Source organism: Nocardia sp. 852002-51101_SCH5132738 (genome assembly GCF_001665695.1).
Lineage (GTDB): Bacteria > Actinomycetota > Actinomycetes > Mycobacteriales > Mycobacteriaceae > Nocardia > Nocardia nova.
Map to the genome: position 1 here is coordinate 13,494 of NZ_LZML01000011.1, position 17,859 is coordinate 31,352.

A 17,859-nucleotide genomic window follows, 5' to 3' on the forward strand; every position below is an offset into this window, starting at 1 on the left:
GCTGTGAGCAACCCCTACGGTGGGCAGCCACCCTATGGGCAACCATTCCAACCGAACGGTGCACAGCCGTATCCCCCGCCGCAGCCGAACGGTCCCTACGGCGCGCCGCCGCCGCACGGCGGTAGCGGAGCCGTTGCCGCACCGGGATATCCGCAGCCGCAGGCGGGCTCGCAGCCACCTATTCCCCAGCCGCACAACGTGTCCCAGCCGCATCAGGCGCCGGGATGGGGCGCTCCCCCGGCTCCGCCGCAGCCCTACGGTCAGCCGCCGGCGAATCCGTACGGGGCGCAACCGTATCCCGGTCAGCAGCAGTTCAACGGCGGGCCGGCGCCCTACAGCGCGCCCAATCCCGTTGCGCCGCAAGGCCAATACGGGCCCTACGGCCCGGCGGCGCAGTTCCAGCCGCAGCCCGGACCGCAGGGCATCGTCGTCGACGCCTCGTACTTCCCGCTGGGATTCCTGCTCGCGCTGACCGGCCCGAAGATCATCGTCAACGGCATGGAGGTGCCGATGGCGAAGTGGGGACAAACCCACATTCCGGTCGGTCCCGGGCAGCATCACGTGCGAGTGGCGACCAAGTGGCTGTGGGATATGGGACCGGCCGAGACGACCGTGCCGGTCGCCGAGGGCCACAGCACCCACGTGTATTACAAATCGCCCGCGATCGCCTTAATCAACGGTGCGATCGGGCCGGTGCCGCAGGCCGCGCCGGGTGCGATCGTGTCCTACATCAGCCTCGGCGTGGTCGGGGTGTTCATCCTGCTGCAGTTGCTGATCGCCTGCTCGCTCTGATCGCGCAGCCCGGGAAGACGTAGGCCCGGAAAATACGTTGCGGCCCGCGCGGCGGGCTGTCATCGTTTGTACATCCGGTCGCGCACGCGACCGAACCGAGTAGCGAGACACGAGAGGGTCGAGGAGGTGGAATACGTGAACGTCGACAGTCGGATTGTCGCGGCCGGAGCCCGGTATCGGACCGAGAAGCGCTCCGCCGCACGTATTTCCACTCTTCTCCCCATGCACTGAGCCCTTCGCGGGCTCGGTGCCCGACGAAGGATGTCTCCCCTCATGGTCGATTACGACCGTCTCATTCCTTACGGCTGGACCGCCGACCTCTCCGCCGCGTACACAGGACTGCTCGATACCGGCTGGGTCCCGGCCCGCGTGATCCGGATGGATCGCAGTGAATGCGATGTCGCGATGCCCGACGGGCTCGCGCGCGCCGACTGTCCGCGGGCGGATACCAACATCAACGGCCTGTGTACCGGTGACTGGGTCGCCGTCACACCGGCCGAAACCACCGCCGGCCCGGCGTTCACGGTACGAAAGTTGTTGCCGCGCCGCACGATTCTGCAGCGCGCGACGGTATCCGGACGTTCCGACGCGCAGGTGCTTGCCACCAATGTGGATACCGTCGCGATCTGTGTCGCCGCCGACGGTGAGATCGACCTGGGTCGCATCGAGCGGATGCTGGCCCTGGTCTGGGAGTCCGGCGCGCAGCCGCTGGTGGTGCTGACGAAATGCGATCTGTCGCCGGATATTTCCCTGTCCGAGGTGCGTGCCGCCGCGCCGGATGCGGCGGTGCTGGCCGTCTCGGCAACGACCGGCGCCGGTATGGATGTGCTGCGTGCGGTGGCGGCCGGAACGGTCGCGCTGATCGGATCGTCCGGCGCCGGCAAGTCGACCCTGGCGAATGCGCTGCTGGGCGAGGAAGTCTTCGCGACGGACGGGGTTCGCGCCTCGGACAAGCGCGGGCGGCACACCACGGTCCATCGCGAGTTGCGGCCGATTCCCGGCGGCGGAACTCTGATCGACACACCGGGGCTCCGGGCGATCGGGCTCTGGGATGCCGAACAGGGTCTGGCCCGGACCTTCACCGATATCGAATCACTGGCAGCGCAATGCCGATTCTCCGACTGCGAACACCGCACCGAACCCGGATGCGCGATTCTCGGCGCCCTCGAAACCGGCGAGCTGCCGCAGCGACGACTGGACAGTTACCGCAAACTGCAGCGCGAGAACGACCGGCTCGCCGCTCGCAGCGATGCGCGGTTGCGAGCCGAACGAGAGCGGGTGTGGCGCGACATCAGCAAATCGCAGCGGCGAATGTACAAGGAACGTGATCCTCGTCGCCATCGGCGCTGACCGGCTATGCAACTGGTTGCATAGCCTCGCTCGGTGCCCTACTGTGCGAATCGGGTAGTTCAGCACCCCGGCTCCTTCGGATCGCCGATCATGGAGACCGGGGTGATCGCACAGATGGGAGCAGGGATATGACCGAAGCTGGTAAGCCACTGGCCGGCCGCACCATGATCATGTCGGGCGGCAGCCGCGGCATCGGCCTGGAGATCGCCAAGCGGGCCGCCGCCGACGGTGCGAACATCACGCTGATCGCCAAGACCGACCAGCCGCATCCGAAACTGCCGGGCACGATCCACACCGCGGCCGAGGAGCTCGAGGCCGCGGGCGGTCGGGTCCACAAGTTCGTCGGCGATGTGCGCGACGACGAGGGCGTCGCCGAAGCCGTGCGTCAGACCGTGGAGCGGTTCGGCGGTATCGATATCGTCGTCAACAACGCCTCGGCGATCGATCTGTCGCCGACCGAAACGCTGTCGATGAAGAAGTACGACCTGATGCAGGACATCAACTGCCGCGGCAGTTTCCTGCTGTCGAAGACCAGCATCCCCGCATTGCGGGAATCCGCCGAGGCGGGCCGCAACCCGCACATCCTCACCCTGTCGCCGCCGCTGAACCTGGACCCGAAGTGGGCGGGCAGCTCGCTGGGTTACACCATCGCCAAGTACGGAATGTCGCTCACCACTTTGGGTTTGGCCGAGGAACTGCGCAAGTACGGCATCGGTGTCAACTCGCTGTGGCCGCGCACGACGATCGCCACCGCCGCGGTCCGCAACCTGCTCGGCGGTGAGGAAATGGTCCAGACCTCCCGCACCCCCGACATCTACGCCGACGCCGCCTACCTGGTCCTCACCTCTCCCGCCAAGGACACCACCGGCAACTTCTTCATCGACGACGAGGTGCTGAACGCGCACGGCATCACCGATCTGGACAAGTACCGCGTGGTCCCCGGTGACGGCCCGCTGACCACGGACCTGTTCCTGTAAGCCGGTCCGCACTCCGCGAACACAGTGGTGTTGCCACTACCGACAGCCCGATCCGACACCGATAGGTTGGTGCTCGGGTCGGGCTGTCGACAGGAGTGCGAAAATGCCACAACGGTTTTCGGCCGTGCGGGGTAGAGTTCCCGGCAGCGATATCGAGGGGAGTTGATTCGCGATGGGGTACCGCTGGATTTTCGGCGTCGCGGTCGTATCGGCCGTTGCCGCGAGCACGCTGATCGGGGGCGCGGCCGGAGCATCGGCCGTCGAGGTCTCACCCGGCGTGTTCTGCGACCGGGCCGGCTGTCACAACGACAACGACGACACCTACCGGGTGGATGCCGAGGTGGTGTGCTCGGGTATGGGTGGCACCGCCCGGGGCACGGCGTGGGTGCCGCCGCACGGCGACGCCCGCATCAACGACGGATGCCCGCTGGTGAGCGGCCCCGGCCACTGGGAGACCCCGCCGCCCGAAGTGCAACCCGACGGCACCTGGAACCAGCCGCCGATGCGGTTCGTCCCGGACCCTCCGGAGCCGACCTACCCGACCTCGTACCGACATCTCGGCGCAGTGGTCGACAACAATCCACCGCCGCCTCCGACGGGCTCGTTCGGCCGCTGAACGCGGCGAATTCGCCGAGGCCCGCCCGGTGACGTACCGGGCGGGCACGCGAATCAGATGCCGTACAGCCGTTCCCAGTTCTCGCGGCTGGTCAGTTCCGGCGCGGCCGCCCGGTACTGCCGGCTCAGCTCCGGAAGTTCGCGGCGCAGCAGGCGCAGGACTCGGAGGGTGCGCAGCAGCAGGGCGCGCGCTTTCTCCTTGTCGCGCTGCCGGATTCGCACGCCGGACTGGGAGGCGTCGGTGACCACGACGTGGTCGAACAGCGCCAGGTGCCACCAGTGCGCATCCTCGCGGGTGACGGCCACGACGCCGTGCTGGGTACGCCCGGTCCACTGCTGGATCGCGCGCTTGACCAGCACCAGCAGCGGACGGCTCGGTTCACCGCCCGCGCGGCGGAGCTGGACATCCGACTGCCGGACCGGTGCGGTCGCGGCCGCGTGCTTCTTGGTCTCGCCGTAGTCGGCGCGGCTGGTGCGAGCGGTGGCCAAAGCCTGAATTCCGCCGTCGCGCAAGATCTTCGGGCCCTGCAGGAAGTCCTCGATGCCCTGCAGCGTGGTGTGCGCGAGGCCGTACTGCATACCCACCAGGTATTCGGCGATCTCACGGAACAGCTTGCGGGTCACCGCCTTCGGATCGAGATCGGTGTGCATGGAGCTGACGATGAGCGAATTGCGCATGCTGAAGTAGCGTGCCCAGTCGTCGAAATCCTTCCAGTAGAAGTCCGCGTGCCAGACCGCCGCATTCGGCAGCGTCACGGTCACGAATCCCGCCTCGCGGGCGCGGACGCCGTATTCGACGTCGTCCCACTGGAAGAAGATCGGCAGCGGCAGTCCGATCCGGGCCACCACCTCGGCCGGGATCAGGCAGGTCCACCAGGCGTTGTAGCCGGCGTCGACGCGGCGCTCCTGATTGCGCTTGAGCATGCTGGTGTTGCGCAACGCCTTGGGCACCTTCTGACCGTGCCGCAGCTCGTTCAGGTGCACCTCCTCGGCGCCGACGTTGAGATAGTCGGGGTTCAGCAGGAACAACATCTGCGCGCCGACCAGCGTCGGCTCCACCGTGAGATTGGCAAAGGCGTTGAGCCGCAACACCGTTTCGGGCTCGCAGAGGATGTCGTCGTCCATCAGGATGACGTCGGCGTGCTCGTTCGCCGCCGACACCTCGTACAGCCCGCGGGTGAATCCGCCCGCACCGCCGAGATTCGGCTGCCGGATGTAGCGCAGTTTGTCACCGAAGAGCGGCTGCGTCTGCTGGAACAGCTCCCGGTCCGAGACCAGGTCGGTGCCCTGGTCGACCACGTACACCGCGTCGATGGCGGCCAGCACTTCCGGATCCGAGGCGAGTGCGGCGACCGTGTGCGCGCAGTCCTCGGCCCGGTTGAAGGTGCAGATCGCGATCGCGACCGGGCGGACCCGGTCCGGAGCGGCGGCGGTCCAGGTGAGCTCACCGATCGCGAGTTCGCCTCCGACAGCATCGAATTCGACCCACAGCGCACCGCCGTCCACGTACTGGTCCAGCGGGGCCCGCAGGGTGACCGTCCCGTCGGAATCCACGTCCGCGGAGTCGATGATGCGCCGGTGCCCGGCGATATCGGAGGCGGCCAGCCGGATCCGGGCCCGGTCGCCGACCGCGACCCGCATCGAGACCTCGACCTCGGTCACCGTCGTCCAGCGCTGCCAGTAGCTGGCCGCGAACCGGCCGAAATAGGTGTTGGTGTGGGCGTGCGCGCCCTTTTCCAGCCGCAGCGACAGCCGTTCGCGATGCGATTTGCCCTTGACCACCGCATACAGTTCGTCGCTGATCTTGGGCGCCGGGCCGGTGAAGATGCCGCGGGCCAGAACCAGGCGGTCGGGGGCGCGGTGCTCGGTCCGCAGGGCGCCGGGTGCGGGCTCGGCGATCCGCGGAGCGTTCTCGGTTGCGGTCACGGCCTGGCCAGCCGACTGATCCATGGTGGAATCCCTCGTAAACAGTGTCCGATGGCGCCGAATACGGCGCGGGCGCGGTCAAGTGCGGGCTCGGTGCGAGCGATACCCATTATGTCCGTCTCATGTCGCGGAGTTCGACCGGAGGGCCGTTGATCGACAATTGCGAAGCACGATCACCGGCCCGACCGGGTGCGGGTGTCCCGCGAATCCCGATCCGAGCGGGACTCGGCGAAGACGAAAGTGTCGTAGGCCCAGTAGCGGAAAACCACCGCCACGATCTGGCCGATCAGGGTGCCGGAGATGTTGTCCGCCAGCGGGGAGGACAGGTGCAACACATATCGGGAGAATCCGAGACACCCGAGCTGCAATCCGATGGCAACCACATTGAAAACGGTGTACAGCAGATATTCGCGAGCGGGACTGCCGCCTTGCTTGTGCGCGAAAGTCCACCATTTGTTGCCGAAATACGTGACCACCGTGGCCACCAGAATCGAGATGATCTTGGCGAGCAGCGGCGCCTGATTCAGAACGCCGTCGCCGCCCCAGAAGACCAGCACGTTGTAGGTTCCGGCGTCGACGAGAAAGCCGATCGCGCCGACCACCAGAAAGGCCGATCCCTGCCGCAAGGCGGTGACGACCTTGTGTCGCAAGCTATCGCCGGTTCGATCGACCGGTTCGGTCGCCGTCTCACTGCTGGCCACCCGGCGACGGTACCGCACCCGGGTTCCCCACCGCGTGACGCAGGTCGGAGTGCGGCTCGTCGGGGTGTGTTCGGGCGGCTCACAGCGGAGGCACAGGGCGCGAGGTCGGGGCGGGCACACCGGCCCGCAGCCGACACAGTGAGGGTTAGCGGGCGCGGGTCGGGCGCCGGCCTGTACCCTCCCGGTGTTCCGTATTTCATCGGCCGATCAAATGAGGGATTGACGGGGTGAACCCCACCGAGCTTCGCATCGCCGCAGTCGTGCCCTGCCACAACGAGGAGGCTGCGGTCGCCAAGGTCGTCACGGACCTCAAGGCTGCCGTGCCGGGCATCGACGTCTACGTCTACGACAACCGCAGCACGGACGCCACCGCCGAACGTGCCCGCGAGGCGGGCGCGATCGTGCGCACCGAGACCGTCAAGGGCAAGGGCAACGTGGTCCGGCGCGCGTTCGCCGATATCGAGGCCGATGTCTACCTGATGATCGACGGCGACGACACCTACGACGCCTTCGCCGCTCCGAAGATGATCGAGGCGCTGCTGTCCGGCCCCTACGACCACGTCCTCGGCGTGCGGAAAGAGGACGAGGGCACGCAGGCGTACCGCACGGGCCACGAAGCCGGTAACCGCGTGCTCAACGGCGTGGTCGGCAAGGTGTTCGGCGAGAACGTCGAAGATATGCTCTCCGGCTACCGGGTGTTCTCGCGTCGCTTCGTGAAGAGTTTCCCCGCGGTGTCGCGCGAATTCGAGATCGAAACCGAATTGACCGTGCATTCGCTGCATCTGCGGGTGCCGCAGACCTCGGTGCGGGTGGGATTCCGCGATCGGCCGGAGGGCAGTGAATCCAAGCTGCGCACCTACCACGACGGATTCAAGATCCTGGGCCTGATCTTCGGCCTGGCCCGGCACGAACGCCCGGTCGCGTTCTACGGGCTGTTCGGGACGCTGGCCTGGCTGATCTCGATCATTCTGATCGTGCCGATCGTGATCCAGTTCTACGAAATCCACCAGGTGCCGCGGTTCCCGACGCTGTTCCTCGGCTTCACGCTGCTGCTGCTGGGCAGCCTGGCGTGGACCGCCGGTCTGATCCTCGACGGCATCCGCCGGTCCCGGCACGAGGCCGCCCGCCTCATGTACCTGCGGTATTCGGCCGTCGGCGTCGAAACGCCCGAGCAGGTCCGGCAGGCACACTGATGACGACCCAGGCCGACAAGGAGGCCTCTGACAGGCAGTCCTCCGGCCCCGGCGAGGTGACCGGTGAACCCGATACCGAGCAGCCGACGCGCGACGAGGTGAGCCGCGGAAGCAGCCGGGCCGACGAGGAGCGACGGCCCGCCGGTCCGCTCCGGCGCGCCTGGTCCCCCGTCGCACGCCACCTCGGACCGGCCGCGGCCGTGTTCGTCCTGGTGGCGGGCGTCTTCGGCATCGTGTTCGCGACCATCACGCCGCCGTTCTGGGGACATGACGAGATCACGCAGTTCGGCCGCGCGTATCAGGTGGCGCACGGCGGGTTCACCCCCGAACGGATCACCGACGACCGCGGCGTCTCCTACGGCGGCCAGATTCCGTTGAGTATCGACGGGCTGATGGGCTACGCCTTCACCGACTACAACCGTCACCCGACCGAGCCGGCCCCGCTCGCCGCCGACGAAACCGCCTACGACCGGCTGGGTTCCGCGCCGGTGACCACGACCGCGACCAAGCAGATGTGGTTCACCAACACCGCCGCCTACTCCCCGCTGCCGTATGTGCCCGCGGCCGTGGGCATTCGGCTGGCGCAGGCCGTCGGGCTCGATGTCGGCGATACGGTGCTGCTCACCCGGCTGGCCGGATTGCTCACCTATCTGGTGATCGTGGCATTCGCGCTGCGGGCGCTACGGGCGTTCCGGATCCAGTGGCTGGCCTTCACGGTCGCGGTGCTGCCGATCGCCTTGTTCCAGGCGGGTACGGTCACCGCCGACACCGTCACCAACGCCCTGGCCGTCCTGGTGTCGTGCCTGGTGGTGAAGGGCGTCTTCCTCGACACCCGGCTGACGAAGCCGGAGGTGGCGGCCGCGTTGGCGGCGACGCTGGCGCTGCCGCTGAGCAAGCCGACCTACGTCATCCTCGCCATGCTGGTGGTGCTGATTCCCGCCCGGCAGTACGGGTTCGGGAAGGTGCTGCGCTGGCTGCCGTGGTGTTTCGCGGCGCTGGGCGCGATCCTGTTCGCGGTATGGATGAAGATCGCCGCGCCGACCGGCGACGGTATGGGGCTGATGCGCAAGCCGGCCGAATGGCATTCGGTGCGTCCGGGCGATCAGCTGCACGAAATTCTTTCGAATCCGGTGCATTTCGCCAATACTTTCGGTGACAGCATCTGGTACCGGGACGAGAAATGGTTCACCCAATTCTTCGGCGAGCTCGGATTCGCCTATGTGGACGTTCCCGCGCTGTCGATCCTGGCCTGCCTGCTGGCATTGGCGGTGAGCGTCGGAATCGCGGATCGGCTGACCGGTAACCGGTGGCGCACCTGGATCGTCGCGCTCGCCGTACTGGCCAGTGTCGCGATGATCTACGTGACGCTGTACATGTCCTTCACGCCCGTGGGTTACTGGATGATCGACGGCGTGCAGGGGCGCTATTTCGTGCCGCTGGCGATCGCCGGATTCGCGGTGCTGCTGCGGTGGATGCCGTTGCGCCTGAGCGATTCCCGCGGCGTGACGCCGGTACGTGGACCGGCGATCACGGTGGTGGTCGCGACCGTGGTGGCACTGACCGCGGCCGCGATCAAATACAACGTCCTGATCTGGGGCTAGAGCACCTTTTCGCCGGCCGCCGCGTACGCGCGTTCGGTGTGTTCCTTCTGCGGGCGCCACCACGCCTCGTTGTCGCGGTACCAGGCGACGGTCGCGGCCAGTCCGGCCCGGAAATCGCCGTAATGCGGCCGCCAGCCCAGTTCGGTGCGCAGCAGGGTGGCATCGATGGCGTAGCGCTGATCGTGCCCGGGCCGATCGGTGACGTGGTCGAAATCGCCGGGGTCCCGGCCGAATTCGGCGAGCAGCAACTCCACCACGGTCCGATTGTCCAGTTCACCGTCGGCGCCGATCAGATAGGTCTGCCCGATGCGTCCGCGCTCGAGAATCTCCCACACCGCGCGATTGTGATCGGTGACGTGAATCCAGTCCCGGATCTGATGTCCGGCACCGTAGAGGCGCGGTCGCACCCCGTCGATCAGATTGGTGATCTGGCGCGGGATGAATTTCTCCACATGCTGATACGGCCCGTAGTTGTTGCTGCAGTTGGAGATCGTCGCCCGCACCCCGAACGAGCGCACCCACGCACGGACCAGCAGATCGCTGGAGGCCTTGGTCGCCGAATACGGGCTGGACGGTTGGTAAGGGGTGTTTTCGGTGAACGCCGGATCGTCGGCTTCGAGGTCGCCGTAGACCTCGTCGGTCGAGATGTGGTGGTAGCGCACATCGTATTTGCGCACGGCCTCCAGCAGGGTGAACGTGCCGACGATATTGGTCTGCACGAACGACCGCGGCCGGGCCAGCGAATTGTCGTTGTGCGATTCGGCCGCGAAATGCACCACCGCGTCGGCTGTGGAGACCAGGCGGTCCACCAGACCGGAATCGGCAATATCGCCGTGTACGAACTCGATCCGATCCTCGATCGGCGCCAGCGAGGCGCGATTTCCGGCATAGGTCAGTGCGTCCAGCACGGTGACGCGGACGTCCGGACGATCCGCCACGGTTTGATGGACGAAGTTCGCGCCGATGAATCCGGCTCCGCCGGTTACGAGCAATCGCACGATGCCACCCTAACGCGGGCGCGAATACGCGCTCCGAATCACCACCGAGTCACACCGGCCGCGCACATCGGTGTGACCTTCGTCACATCACATGCTTTATGTCCCTTTTGTTCAAATTGGAGGTGGTGTCCGAAAACCGCACGCATACTGCATGTTTCCGCAACCTGACAATCGGCAAGAACCCGATGGTGAACAGAATTTGAATGAACGGACACAACAGGTTCACCACTCGTTAGCTGACGTCGATTTCTATTTCTCATGTCCCAGAACCACTCTGTATCGAGGTTCCGCAGAAAATGATGATGAGGAAATTCGCCGCGACCGCCGCCATGCTGGTCGCCGCCGTCGGCGTCGCGGCCGGTACCGCGAACGCCGACCCCGCCGCCCCCGCAGCGCCCGAAAGCGTCTACTACAAGGCCAGCGTCGTCGACAACGACAAAGCCGTTATCAAGACCGACGGTGGCTCGATCGTCAACGAAGACGGCATGCTCAAGATCAAGGCCGCCAACGGCGCCGTGCTCGCCGGCACCCCGCTGAACTTCCGGGTCGACGACTTCGAGTTCCCGATCGCCGCCGACATCTCCGGCAACACCGCCACCCTGACCCCCCAGTACGACGTGGCGCACGCGGTCTACAAGCCGGTCGCCCTCCCCTTCGAGGACTCGGCCCCCTTCAAGACCCCTTACGACCGTGAGGTCGCCGCGTTCAACCGCCTGAAGGACACCATCTCCACCGGTGCCACCATCGGCACGCTGGCCGGTGGTATCGGCGGCGCGGTCATCGGCTGCATCGCCGGCGCCGCCCTCGGTGTCGTCGCCACCGGTGCGCTGGCCACCCTGTTCGGCCTCGGCCCGCTCGGCGGCTGTGTCGCCGGTGCCGCCGCCGTCGGCTTCCTGGGCGTGCTCGCCGGGCAGATCTTCATCACCGCCCCGGTCGCCATCGGCGCCGCGATCCAGTACTTCGCCACCACCACCGCGCCGTTCAACCCGCCGGCGCCGGCGCCGGCCAAGTAATTCCGCAGGCTGCCCGTCCCCCTGAGCGGGCGGATACCTCGGATCAGAGACAGTGCCCCGCCCACCGTCACGGTGGGCGGGGCACTGTCGTTTCCGCGGTTACGCTCCGCTGCCGCCTACGGGCCATACCTGTCAGGCGGTGTTCGATGCGCCTGACAGGTCCGGCCCTCCGTGGTTACGCTCCGCTGCCGCCTACGGGCCGTACCTGTCAGGCGGTCCGCGCGGCCTCTTCCGGTTCGACCCGCGCCCGCACGAATCGCGCCACCCGGGCCAGTGCGGCCCGGCTCTCCGGCATATTCGGCAGGATGCTCATGAAGGCGTGGACCTGTCCGCGCCACAGCTCCAGCGAATTCGGCACCCCGGCCGCGGTGAGCCGGTGGGCCATCAATTCGCTGTCGCAGCGCAGCAATTCGTCCTCACCGACGATCAGCAGGGCCGGCGGCAGGCCGGTGAGCGATCCGTTGACCGGGGACAGCGCCGGGTCCAGCGGTTGCTCCGCCTCGGCGCCGTACCGCACCATCTGCCGCACCGCCGCCATCGGGATGTAGGCGTCGCGACCGACGTTCATGTACTCGCCCTTGACCCGGTAATCGAGATCCAGCAGCGGCGACAGGCCGACCAGGCCGGCCGGACCGGGCAAGCCGGCCTGCGCCGCCCGCAGTGCGGTGGCGAAGGTGAGGAAACCGCCCGCCGAATCTCCGGCGAAGACGATGCGCGACGGATCGGCGCCGTGCCGTAACAACCAGCGATAGGCCGTCAGGCAGTCCTCGACCGAGCCGGCGATATTCGTCCCGGGCAGTTGCCGATAGTCCACGTTCACCACCGGCAGCCCCGTACGACGCGCCAGGCTGGCCGCCACCGGCCGATGCGAGTCCAGTCCGCACAGGAAGAAGCCGCCCCCGTGCATGTACATCACGGCGCCGTCGCGCAGGGATCGCCGGGCGCCGGCCGGGCGGATGATCTCCATCCGGAAGCCGCTCATCCGCACCTGTTCGCGTTCCACGCCACGCACCTGCGGGCGCAGTGCCGCCAGCCGGTCGATCAGGACCCGCGCGACCGGCATGGTCATCGGGGTGATCGGGTAGCGCCGGATAACGGGGCCCACCACGCCCCGGCAGGTGAACAACACCGCTTGCGAATGCAGACTCGCACGGTCCGGGTTCACCACCACCGGATCCACGACAACACCGGGTTCGAGCCCCGGCCGGTATTCGGCCTCGCCGATGGGAATCGCGGTCATCGCGCACCTACCTGCCACTCGGCGCCGAGCGACCGGCTACCGGCAGATTCGGTAGCTGAGGTGTCGGCGCTGACATCTCACACACTCATGTTTCAGAACACCACGGATGTGTGACCTACGCAATACTTGATCGCCCGACCAGGCCGCGGCGAAACCATCGTGACCATTTCGCGGTCCAGTCGGAACCTCATCGAGCCCGAGTGGGCGAGAGCTGGCAGACTTGCGTCACATGCGCGGAATCATTCTGGCCGGGGGCACCGGGTCCCGGCTGCACCCGATCACGCGCGGGGTCAGCAAGCAACTGGTCCCGGTGTACGACAAGCCGATGGTCTACTACCCGCTGTCCACGCTGATGCTGGCGGGCATTCGCGACATCCTGGTGATCACCACGCCCGAGGATGCCGAGGCCTTCCGCCGGCTGCTCGGCGACGGTACCCAGTTCGGCCTGGCGATCGACTACGTGGTGCAACCCGAACCCGACGGCCTGGCCCGGGCGTTCGTGCTGGGCGCCGACCACATCGGCGGCGAATGCGCGGCACTGGTGCTCGGCGACAACATCTTCCACGGTCCCGGCCTGGGCACCCGGCTGCGGCGCTTCGACGGACTCGACGGCGGCGCGGTCTTCGCCTATCGGGTGTCCGATCCCTCGGCCTACGGCGTGATCGAATTCGACCGGGGCAGGGCCGTTTCCATCGAGGAGAAGCCGAAACTCCCACGGTCCAACTACGCCATTCCCGGCCTCTATTTCTACGACAACGACGTCGTCGAGATCGCCCGGGGACTGCGACCGTCCGCGCGCGGGGAATACGAGATCACCGATATCAACCGTACGTACCTCGAACAGGGACGATTGCAGGTCGAGACCCTCGCGCGCGGCACCGCGTGGCTCGATACCGGCACCTTCGATTCGCTGCTGGACGCCGCCAATTACGTGCGCACCATCGAGGAACGCCAGGGTCTCAAGATCGGCGTCCCGGAGGAGGTGGCCTGGCGGATGGGCTTCATCGACGACGAACAGCTGTGCCGGCTGGCCGAGCCGCTGGTGCGCTCCGGATACGGGACCTACCTGCTGGACCTGCTGAATCGCGGGCGCGACGATCGCTACGGACAGGACGGTTGAGATGCGGATTCGAGAACTGGCGGTCCCGGGTGCGTGGGAGTTCACGCCGCAGTTACGCGGCGACGAGCGCGGCGTCTTCGCCGAGACGTTCAAGGCCTCGGAATTCGAGAAGGCGACCGGACGGCCCCTGGACCTGCTGCAGATGAACACCTCCACCTCGGCGGCGGGTGTCCTGCGTGGCATCCACTACACCGAAAATCCGCCCGGCCAGGCGAAATACGTCACATGCATGCGCGGCGCCTTCCTGGACGTCGTGGTCGATCTGCGCCGCGACTCCCCGACCTTCGGCCGCTGGGACAGTGTCGTGATCGACGACGTCTCGCGCCGCTCGGTCTTTCTCTCCGAAGGACTCGGCCACGCCTTGCTGTCACTGGCCGACGATTCCACCGTCACCTATCTGTGTTCGCTCGAATACTCCCCCGAATTCGACCGGGACCTGGACGCATTCGACCCGGATCTCGGAATCGACTGGCCCACGGTCGGTTCCGACGGCACTCCGCTGACCTTCCTTCGCTCGCCGAAGGACGCGGCCGCACCGCGCCTGCGCGAACTGCGCTGAACGCGCAAACGCCACGCCCGGCTCGAACCGATGAGCCGGGCGTGGCGCTCGGGGTGGAACCTCAGGCCGCCGCGAGTTCCGGTGCCTGTTCGGACTCCTCGACCTCCTGCCGCTTCTTGCGGGCAGGCAGGAAGTGGGTGAAGGCGATGAGGGCGCCGATGATCGCCGCGATGCCCGCGAAGATCAGGCCCGGACGGTAGCTGTCGAGCACCGCCTGCGGTGAATTGCCGTGCGGCCCCGAGGAGATCAGCGCGGTGGTGATGGCGAGGACGATGGCCGCGCCGACCTGCATGGAGGTCTGCAGCACGCCGGCCGCCAGGCCCTGTTCCTCGTCCTCGATGCCGTTGGTGGCCTGAATGTTGATGGCCGGGAAGCCGATCCATCCGATGCCGATCAGCAGCACCGCGGGCAGGATGACCGCGAGATAGGACGGTGCGGTGTCGATGCGCAGGAACAGCAGGTAGCCGATCGCCATGACGGTGGTGGTGACCGCGATGATCGGGCCGGTGCCGAAGCGGTCCACCAGCTTGTCGGAGAACACCGACGACAGCGCCACCAGCACACCCACCGGCAGCAGCGCCATCGCCAGGGTCAGCGGCGACCAGCCCAGGCTGTCCTGCAGGTACAGGGTGACGATGAACTGCCAGCTGAAGTAGGAACCCGCCACCGCGACGATCACCAGACTGGCTCGCACCAACGTGGCCTTGCGCAGGATGCCCAGCCGGATCAGCGGATGCCGCACCCGCTTCTCCACCGCGACGAACGCGGCGAACAGGACGAGCACAGCCGCGAACGAGCCCACGGTGCGCGCCGAACCCCAGCCGGCCTGCGGTGCGGACACCACGGTGTAGACCAGCAGCAGCATGGCGGCGGTGGAGAACAGCGCACCCAGCAGATCGTGACCACCCTCGGCGGTGTCACCCTTGTCCTTCGGCACCAGGATCGCCGCGGAGACCAGGGCGGCCAGCGCGATCGGCACCGGCAGCAGGAAGGTCCAGCGCCAGCCGAAACCGGTCATCAGGCCACCGAAGACCAGACCCATGGAGTAGCCGCCCGCACCGAAGACGGTGTAGATGGACAGCGCCTTGTTGCGCGCGGGCCCCTCGGCGAAGTTCGTGGTGATGATCGACAACCCGGTCGGCGCGGTGAAGGCGGCCGCCAGCCCCTTGACGAAGCGGGTCGCGATCAGCAGCGGCCCGGAACTGACCAGCCCGCCCGCCAGGGAGGCGACCGCGAAGACGGCCAATGCGATGAGGAAGACCTTGCGCCGGCCCAGCAGATCGGCGGTGCGGCCACCGAGCAGCAACAGACCGCCGTAGCCGAGCACGTATCCGCTGACCAGCCACTGCAGGGTCGAGGTTTCGAGATGGAGTTCGGTACCGATGGACGGCAGCGCGACGCCGACCATCGAGACGTCGAGGCCGTCCAGGAACAGCACGATGCACAGCGTGATGAGCATGCCCCAGAGCCGGATCGGCCACCGAGTATCGGCCGCCGAGGCAGCCGGAAGTGTTGCTGTGGAAGTCATGTCGCGGAACATTACATGCGTGCGCATCTAATGCACAAGCATTTAATGCAGTTGCATGAATCTGCCCCAGGCACTAGGATGGCGACATGACAAAGGCGTCGACAGCGTTTCCGGCGCATTCGACGGACGCGGTGGCACCGGATACGGAGCTCGCCGCAGGTCTGCCGTCCACCGCGCCGAGTGATACCGAGGCCGGTTGCCCGTCTCCGGCCGGCCGGAACGACGGGCCGGGAGGCTTGGTCGGCGAGTGGCGCGATCTACTCGCTCGTCATGCCGCGGTGTCCTGTGCGCTGGAGAAGGACCTGCAGCGCGAACACCACATCGGCCTGAGTGAGTTCGAGACGCTGGACCGCCTGGTCGACGCCTCCTGCGACAGCTACCGGATGAGCGATCTGGCCCACGACATCCACCTGAGCCAGAGCGCACTGTCCCGTACGGTGGCACGGCTCGAACGCGACGGACTGGTCGATCGCACCCTGTGCACCGAGGACCGCCGCGCGATCTTCGTCTGCCTCACCGACAAGGGCCGCGCGCTCCACACCGCCGCCGTTCCGACTCATCGCGAAGTATTGGAACGCACCCTGCACTGAATTCGCCGGTACCGAATCCGGTAGCGCGTCAGGCGGCGGCGATGGCCTCGTCCAGGGCCGCCCTCCCGTCCACCGAGGCCGCGCGGATATTCGCGAAGGCGCCTCGATAGCGGTCGATGTCGGAATTTTTATCGAAATAGGTGGATACGCCGAAATTTTCGACGTAAACGACCGGCGGCTCGGTCGTTTCCGCGCCGGCCGCGCCGAATTCCAACAGGACGAATCGCCCGGAATCGAGACCGTCGTGGTAACCGGAATCGTTGGGCACCAGACGAATGTCGATATTCGGGCGCTCACACATGCGGCGCAGATGATCCAGTTGCCCCGCGATCACGGCCGGATCACCGATCCGCCGCCACAGCAGCGATTCGGCGATGATCGCCACCAGCCGCACCGGCTCCGGGATGCGGGTGAGCAGACGCTGCCGCTGCCCGCGCACCTCGATCCGGCGCTCGATATCGGCGGGGCTCAGATTCGGCCGGGCCGCGGTCAGCAGCGCGCGGGTGTAGTCCTCGGTCTGCAGCAGGCCCGGCACGAATTCGTTCTCGAAGGTGGAGATTTCGGTCGCGGCCTCTTCCAGGCCGATGTACACGTCGAAACCCTCGGCGATCACGTCACTGTAGGGAGCCCACCAACCGCGCGCCTTGGTTTCACGGGCGAGAGCGGTGAGGGGTTCCAGCTCGGCCTCGGGTGCGCCGTAGATCTTGCACATGGCTTCCACGTCGAGGCTGCGCAGGGAGGTCTGACCGGTCTCGATCCGCCAGATCTTGGCCTCCGACCATTCCAGCCGGCGAGCGGCCACCCGGGTCGTCATCCGGGCGCGATTGCGCAGGTCACGCAACCGGCGGCCCAGTTGCCGCCGCGGCATGGTCGAACCTGTGATCCCCTGCGGTGAAGCCATTTTTCCCCCTCGGCAGAAAGCTTCGCGGGCATCGGGATTCGCTCCGGACACCCCCGAACGGATTGTTGCACAACAGAACAACGCCCGACAGCCGCGCCGATCGGCCGGGCCGCCGGTGCGCTGCTACTTGCGCGGGGGACGCTTGCGGAACCGCCAGAACTGCACCGCGCGAACGTCTTCCGAGAGCTGGTTCACCGGCTCGGCGACATCGGACAGAGCGCGGAACAGATCGTCGGCGAGGGTGTTGATGTGTTCCACCCGGGTTGCCAGCCGCGAGGCGTTGACCAGGAATTCCAGCGCCAATCGCACCGAGGCCGCGATGGTCAGGCCGAGCGGCACCGCCACCACGATCGCGAAGATCAATCCCAGCAGTGCGGATACCTGCCACAGGACCACGACCAGGACCAGGGGGATGCCGACCGCGAAGGCCAGTCCCAGGAGATAGGCCAGCGGCAGCAGCGTGCGCGTGGCCGGGGTGCGGAACTGCACATCCAGCAGCGCGCGGGCGGCCGCACCGCACCAGGCCCGGAAGGCGCCCGGACTCCGGAACGGTTCGGGCCGCTCGTCCTCCTCGGCGGTATCGCTCTCCTCGGCGGCATCGTCCGGCGACCGGCGTCGTCGTGCGGAGTCCTTCCATGCGAGCCAGCGCGATTCCACCGCGTAGTCGGCGTCGCCCGGGGTCAAGTCCAAGCGGGTGGTGTATCGGGGTGATTTCCGCGTGATCCTGTTCGATCAGGCGGTCAGTGCGGGGGTGG

At 67.1% G+C, this 17,859-nt stretch carries 17 protein-coding genes; 10 read left to right on the plus strand and 7 right to left on the minus strand.

What is annotated here, in order from left to right:
• Positions 1 to 3 precede the first annotated feature (3 nt).
• From A5789_RS37575 to A5789_RS01385, 4 genes are all read left to right on the plus strand, one after another.
• Entirely contained in the window at positions 4 to 792 is a 789-nt protein-coding gene (locus A5789_RS37575; protein ID WP_082940392.1) for a hypothetical protein, read from the plus strand.
• A gap of 273 nt (positions 793 to 1,065) precedes the next feature.
• Complete coding sequence (gene rsgA / locus A5789_RS01375) at positions 1,066 to 2,142, plus strand: ribosome small subunit-dependent GTPase A (RefSeq protein ID WP_064904225.1); 1,077 nt, start codon at positions 1,066 to 1,068, stop codon at positions 2,140 to 2,142.
• 128 nt (positions 2,143 to 2,270) lie between these two features.
• Positions 2,271 to 3,119 carry an NAD(P)-dependent oxidoreductase gene (locus A5789_RS01380; protein WP_063010811.1) on the plus strand — a complete coding sequence of 283 codons (849 nt, stop codon included), beginning with the start codon at positions 2,271 to 2,273 and terminating at the stop codon, positions 3,117 to 3,119.
• Between the two features lie 172 nt (positions 3,120 to 3,291).
• Positions 3,292 to 3,735 (plus strand): hypothetical protein, encoded by a 444-nt coding sequence (locus A5789_RS01385; protein ID WP_064904223.1) that lies wholly within the window; start codon positions 3,292 to 3,294, stop codon positions 3,733 to 3,735.
• Between the two features lie 53 nt (positions 3,736 to 3,788).
• On the opposite strand, the gene A5789_RS01390 is transcribed toward A5789_RS01385, so the two are convergent.
• A complete protein-coding gene (locus A5789_RS01390; protein WP_064904221.1) occupies positions 3,789 to 5,684 on the minus strand; it encodes a glycosyltransferase in 1,896 nt (631 codons plus the stop codon).
• 149 nt (positions 5,685 to 5,833) lie between these two features.
• On the minus strand, positions 5,834 to 6,361 hold the full coding sequence (locus A5789_RS01395) for a GtrA family protein (RefSeq protein WP_227462768.1): 528 nt from the start codon (positions 6,359 to 6,361) through the stop codon (positions 5,834 to 5,836).
• Positions 6,362 to 6,588: 227 nt separating this feature from the next.
• Here A5789_RS01395 and A5789_RS01400 point away from each other — a divergent pair, with 227 nt between their 5' ends.
• Both A5789_RS01400 and A5789_RS01405 read left to right on the plus strand, forming a co-directional pair.
• Complete coding sequence (locus tag A5789_RS01400; protein ID WP_064922848.1) at positions 6,589 to 7,554, plus strand: glycosyltransferase; 966 nt, start codon at positions 6,589 to 6,591, stop codon at positions 7,552 to 7,554.
• Complete coding sequence (locus A5789_RS01405) at positions 7,554 to 9,155, plus strand: DUF2142 domain-containing protein (RefSeq protein ID WP_082940394.1); 1,602 nt, start codon at positions 7,554 to 7,556, stop codon at positions 9,153 to 9,155. Before A5789_RS01400 ends, A5789_RS01405 begins: the two co-directional genes overlap by 1 nt.
• Here A5789_RS01405 and rfbB read toward each other — a convergent pair.
• Positions 9,152 to 10,153, minus strand: a complete 1,002-nt coding sequence (gene rfbB, locus A5789_RS01410) for a dTDP-glucose 4,6-dehydratase (protein WP_064904217.1) — start codon at positions 10,151 to 10,153, stop codon at positions 9,152 to 9,154. The two genes, A5789_RS01405 and rfbB, sit on opposite strands and share 4 nt — an antisense overlap.
• A 296-nt stretch (positions 10,154 to 10,449) precedes the next feature.
• On the opposite strand from rfbB, the gene A5789_RS01415 reads away from it, so the two are divergent.
• Positions 10,450 to 11,166: a hypothetical protein gene (locus A5789_RS01415; protein WP_064927105.1), complete on the plus strand. Its 717-nt coding sequence runs from the start codon at positions 10,450 to 10,452 to the stop codon at positions 11,164 to 11,166.
• Between the two features lie 208 nt (positions 11,167 to 11,374).
• On the opposite strand, the gene A5789_RS01420 is transcribed toward A5789_RS01415, so the two are convergent.
• Positions 11,375 to 12,406, minus strand: a complete 1,032-nt coding sequence (locus A5789_RS01420) for an alpha/beta hydrolase (RefSeq protein ID WP_082857270.1) — start codon at positions 12,404 to 12,406, stop codon at positions 11,375 to 11,377.
• A gap of 229 nt (positions 12,407 to 12,635) precedes the next feature.
• Between A5789_RS01420 and rfbA the strand changes: the two genes are divergently transcribed.
• Positions 12,636 to 13,526: a glucose-1-phosphate thymidylyltransferase RfbA gene (rfbA, locus tag A5789_RS01425; RefSeq protein WP_063016822.1), complete on the plus strand. Its 891-nt coding sequence runs from the start codon at positions 12,636 to 12,638 to the stop codon at positions 13,524 to 13,526.
• A gap of 1 nt (position 13,527) precedes the next feature.
• Positions 13,528 to 14,085, plus strand: coding sequence for a dTDP-4-dehydrorhamnose 3,5-epimerase family protein (locus A5789_RS01430; protein ID WP_063023894.1), 558 nt, complete (start codon positions 13,528 to 13,530; stop codon positions 14,083 to 14,085).
• 61 nt (positions 14,086 to 14,146) lie between these two features.
• Here the strand turns inward: A5789_RS01430 and A5789_RS01435 are convergent, their stop codons facing one another.
• Positions 14,147 to 15,613, minus strand: a complete 1,467-nt coding sequence (locus A5789_RS01435) for an MFS transporter (protein ID WP_063016868.1) — start codon at positions 15,611 to 15,613, stop codon at positions 14,147 to 14,149.
• Positions 15,614 to 15,849: 236 nt separating this feature from the next.
• Here A5789_RS01435 and A5789_RS01440 point away from each other — a divergent pair, with 236 nt between their 5' ends.
• Entirely contained in the window at positions 15,850 to 16,203 is a 354-nt protein-coding gene (locus tag A5789_RS01440; protein ID WP_036525409.1) for a MarR family winged helix-turn-helix transcriptional regulator, read from the plus strand.
• Positions 16,204 to 16,231: 28 nt separating this feature from the next.
• Here A5789_RS01440 and A5789_RS01445 read toward each other — a convergent pair whose 3' ends face one another.
• Positions 16,232 to 17,104 (minus strand): helix-turn-helix transcriptional regulator, encoded by an 873-nt coding sequence (locus tag A5789_RS01445; RefSeq protein WP_064906903.1) that lies wholly within the window; start codon positions 17,102 to 17,104, stop codon positions 16,232 to 16,234.
• A 123-nt stretch (positions 17,105 to 17,227) separates the two neighbouring features.
• Entirely contained in the window at positions 17,228 to 17,794 is a 567-nt protein-coding gene (locus tag A5789_RS01450) for a DUF4282 domain-containing protein (RefSeq protein ID WP_064906904.1), read from the minus strand.
• Positions 17,795 to 17,859 lie beyond the last annotated feature (65 nt).